Source organism: Peptostreptococcus russellii (assembly GCF_900110295.1).
GTDB classification, from domain to species: Bacteria; Bacillota; Clostridia; order Peptostreptococcales; family Peptostreptococcaceae; genus Peptostreptococcus; species Peptostreptococcus russellii_A.
Map to the genome: position 1 here is coordinate 1 of NZ_FODF01000045.1, position 4,386 is coordinate 4,386.

A 4,386-nucleotide genomic window follows, 5' to 3' on the forward strand; every position below is an offset into this window, starting at 1 on the left:
ACACCACATTGTGAGACAGTAGTGCTTCTAAGCAAGCAATAGAGCTATTTTCATATTGTTCAACAGTGCAAAAACCTCTATTTGTACAACTTTTGTGCAAACCAGATTTTCCGTTGTACAAATTTGGCATTGATGTTGTACAATCTAAAGGATATTATCAAATAAATTAACAAGTTCAGCTTCTGCTTCGTCAGTATGTTTTGTGTAAACATCAAGTGTAGTTTTTATGCTTGAATGACCTAGCCTAAGCTGGACTTCTTTTATATTCGCTCCAGCTTCTATTAATTTAGTTGCGTGAGTGTGCCTCAAGCTGTGGAAGTTAAACTTAATACCCATATCTTTTCTTATAACCCTACTTGCATATTTAAAAGAATTTTGAGTTGTTAAACTTCCGTTTTCATCAATGCATATAAAATTGATTTTTGGTTTATCGATAGGAATATTTGCTTGTATAGAAATAATATTTTTTACAATATTAGAAGCTGCATCTTGTTTTTCATCCACATACTGCAAGAAATAATATTCTCCATAGAAAAGTTTATTTTCCTTTTGTTTTATCTCTTCTTTTTTAAGCTCCTGAATTAAAAAATCACTTACTTTAATTGTACGGTTAGACTTTTCTGTTTTCGGAGTATCTATAAATACTCTACCGCCATCTTCAACAGATAAAGCCTTGTTTACTGTTAAAGTTTTATTCTCAAAATCTACATCTTCCCAAGTAAGACCAAAAACTTCACCAATTCTAAAACCAGTGTAATATCCAATTAAAATTGGGATATAGAATCGGGAATCCTTAAATCTGTACAGTATTTTGTTAATATCAGATTTAGTAATGATATACCTCTTATTTTCTGGGGAAGAAAATTTTGGTAGTTTAACATCCTTGCAGGGGTTAGTTTTTATATATTTAATATCTACTGCATAATTAAGCATAACAGATAGAACTTTAAGAATTTCACTAGTTCTGTTTTTACCTAATCCTTCTTTTTTAATATCATTTATAAAATTTTGAATAGCAAGTGTATTAATGTCTGTTAACTTATAAAAACCTAATACTGGCTTTATTCTAGATTCTATAATGCGTATATAATTATTAATAGTATTTCGCTTGTAGTTAAACACAGCTTGGTTTTCAATCCAAAGATCGCAAAAATCTGAAACGGATATATTAGTATTTTTTAATCTAACTCCTTTACTTTCAAATTCATATAGAGCCTCTGTGCCTGCCGATTGGGCTTCTTTTTGAGTGGGAAAACCGCTTTTACTTATGAATTTTTGCTTTCCGTCAACCTTTCCAACATAAAATCTATACTGCCACTTAGAACCACGTCTTGTTATCATTAACTTAGCCATTTTAAAACCTCCTTTTTATATAAACATATGTTCTTTTTATTTTATAGATAAAGCTCTGCACCTGATAGATACAGAGCTGACCGAATGGGATAATCTTCCTATGTTATTCCGAAAGAGAACATCTCGCAAGTGGTTAATTGTCTAATCTGATTTATCATGTATTTTACATAATGCCAAGTATTTAATTCACTTTTTATTTGTTGGAGTCGATCCAAGTCTGGTCGTATCCAATTATGTCTTTTATATCATCTAGAGAGATTGTTTTAAAGGAGTTTTTATAATTATTCATGCATTTTTCAAACTTTCTCATGAACTGCCTATAATCATTTTTTGGAAGAAATAACTTTAGTATTATGAGTGAAGAAAATACATGGCAGTTTTTTAATTGAGGGTATTTCAATGTTCTTGAAAGTGCTCTTTCTTTGAATTTTCCTTTGTAGTTGTATAGCCTTTCATCATGTGCACATACATTTCTTAGCATTACCGCCATACCAAGACATTCGTCTAACATTTCAGGTGAAATATGTACTTTTTCTTTGTAGTTGTTACAGTAGTGTTTTGAGACCTCTTTTGATATATTTAGGCGGACTGTAGAATCGCATACTTTATATATCTTTGATATATTACCAAATGTTAGGTAGTTAGATAATACCCAAAGAGGACAGTGCTGATATTTTTCAATGTAATAGGTCACAGCATTATTTTTTTGCCTAGATATATTACTTGATAATGTTGCAATTACGGACAATATATCTTTTGTCTTACTTGTATCAGAAGTATAGTTTTCAAATGCAAGATATGAATTTTTGTCAGGAAAACTTTGGTGAAAGTAATATGCAACACTTGTTTTGATAAAACTTTCAAATTTAATTAATTCAGGTAGTAATATATTTCTCAATTCTCTATCTAATTTGAATAACTCAAATATCTCAAATATACTAGAACCATCTTTATATCTTTCCTCAACAGAATTAACAGTTTTATCTAAAAATAAGTCTTTGTAACCGTTTATCACACAATAATAATTTTCTCTTTCTAAAAATCTTTTTGCTTTAGAACCATCCTTTATTTTTAGGTTTCGAGTTCTAAGTTTTTTTAACATTTGGTTTGTAGTTCTAAAGGGTTTTTCATTTATCATTGTTACCTCCATAAAAAAACGCCTAACCCCACGTAAGGATTAGGCTTAATCTGTTAAAATCTCCTTGAACCCGCGTGAGGAACAAGGTTAATCTGTTAGCTAATTATAACCCTTGCGTAAATAAATGTCAATATGAAAACAAAAAATACTTGACATAACGTGGATTTTTTTGTAGTTATTTAATCGCTCCCCTTACAATTTAACTGGCGTAAAACTATCAATAACTTTACCTATTATATTGAAATATTTACCGTTTTCTGGCGGAATATCAATAATAATGTTATCGTATTTTCTATTTATAGATACCATTCTAAATCTATCCCCGTCGTTATATAATTTTTTTATGTATAATTTACCGTCATAATCTATAACATAGACATCCCCATTAACGTTATCATATCCTTGCCTCAATAGAACTACATCCCCATCTTTGTATTTTGGTTCCATACTATCGCCCTTAACTAGAGTAGCTAAATCATATGGGTGTAAATCTGCTCTGTCTGTATAGTGTGGGGTAGTTTCATTGTTTCCGTAGGAGTGCCCCCGTCCGGCAGCAACTTTCTCCGTCACGTTGACCTTGTATAAATATGGTTTTTCCACTATTGAGTTGGCGGTGTTTAATTTCTCAAAAGTTTTTCTAACCTCATCAAATTCTATCTGAAGATTAGACTGGGCTTGTAATTCAACAATATTTGAGAATGTTTCTTTCATCTCATCATATAATTCTCTGGGGTCAACTTCATAAGTTGTATCTAATTCGGTATTTATAACCTTCAATCCATCAACTATAAACTCTTCTAATCTAAAGGCGTCTTTATCAAATTCATAGTTTAAATTTTGCAGTGTATCGATTAATTTTTCTTTATATTTTGCTTCTTTTAGTCTCTGCTCATAATCAAAGTCTGTTTGAGCGTCCGTTAAAATTTGATCTATTGTTGTGCCGTAGTAGTCAGTCAATCTTTTTAGTGATGTGACTTTTGGGGTTTCGGAATCTCTTTCCCATTTTGAGATTTTACCCTTAGTAAATTTCTCGTCTGGATATATAGCATTGAGATTATCTGCTAATTTCTCCAAAGTTATTCCTAAATTCAATCGATACCCTTTTATAATTCTTCCTATGCGTATAATTCTATCCACGGAGTTCACCTCTTTTCTAATACTTATATTAAAATATTCACCCCCCTATTTAATATTTTCGAACAATTCCAGATAATTTACCTACGATATAAGGTTGGTCGTTCTCTTTAATTACTATAGGATCATACCTACAATTACACGGTTGTAATGTAAGATAATCATCATTTTTTATAATTTTAAATTTTTTTTAACACAGCTAAATGAGGATAAAATATAATAGAATAATTTTCAAAGTCCTTATGTACACCATATTTTTGTGAGTAGTACTCTATGGCATCATTGAAAAAACCTTCTGTTACATCTAATTTTTCAATTATCTCATATTTATTGAGATTATGATTTATCACTAAATCAGCAACTTGCTTTAGGTCAACAAGATTTTCATATGCTAGTTTTCTAGCTAATCGTTCTTGTTTAACGTTTTCAATCTTACTATCATCAATAATATTACCATAAGATGTATAATGATGAGCTAATTCTTCTGCCATAATACAGTTTTTTTCAGCAACTGTTGATAGCTTAGAAGTGTTAAGAGCAATCTTACCGTCTACATAAAGACCTTTAGCATCACTTTTTAAAGTAACTTCCCTTACGATAATATTATTTTTTTCTGCTTCTTCAAGTAATAATTCGTAATTATTCAAGTAATCACCTTACTTTTACCATTTTTTCATATCCTCAATATCTTCGTTTATGAGATTAATCTGTTCTTTATCTATATTATCCGCATGTGCTGCAATTGTTTCTACGTTAGAAGC

General features: G+C 30.4%; 4 protein-coding genes. All 4 read right to left on the reverse strand.

Annotation, left to right across the window (positions count from 1 at the left end; translation table 11 throughout):
- Positions 1–144: 144 nt before the first annotated feature.
- On the reverse strand, positions 145–1,353 hold the full coding sequence (locus BMY82_RS09120; RefSeq protein ID WP_091976242.1) for a tyrosine-type recombinase/integrase: 1,209 nt from the start codon (positions 1,351–1,353) through the stop codon (positions 145–147).
- A 193-nt stretch (positions 1,354–1,546) separates the two neighbouring features.
- Positions 1,547–2,503, reverse strand: a complete 957-nt coding sequence (locus BMY82_RS09125; RefSeq protein WP_242938955.1) for an Abi family protein — start codon at positions 2,501–2,503, stop codon at positions 1,547–1,549.
- A gap of 180 nt (positions 2,504–2,683) precedes the next feature.
- Positions 2,684–3,628 (reverse strand): XRE family transcriptional regulator, encoded by a 945-nt coding sequence (locus BMY82_RS09130; RefSeq protein ID WP_091976244.1) that lies wholly within the window; start codon positions 3,626–3,628, stop codon positions 2,684–2,686.
- Between the two features lie 176 nt (positions 3,629–3,804).
- Complete coding sequence (locus tag BMY82_RS09135; RefSeq protein WP_091976245.1) at positions 3,805–4,272, reverse strand: hypothetical protein; 468 nt, start codon at positions 4,270–4,272, stop codon at positions 3,805–3,807.
- Between the last annotated feature and the right edge of the window lie 114 nt (positions 4,273–4,386).

Bases quoted from the DNA above. Each gene is read 5' to 3' on its own strand.
- BMY82_RS09120 (WP_091976242.1), bottom strand. From the start codon at position 1,353: ATGGCTAAGTTAATGATAACAAGACGTGGTTCTAAGTGGCAGTATAGA.
- BMY82_RS09125 (WP_242938955.1), bottom strand. From the start codon at position 2,503: ATGGAGGTAACAATGATAAATGAAAAACCCTTTAGAACTACAAACCAA.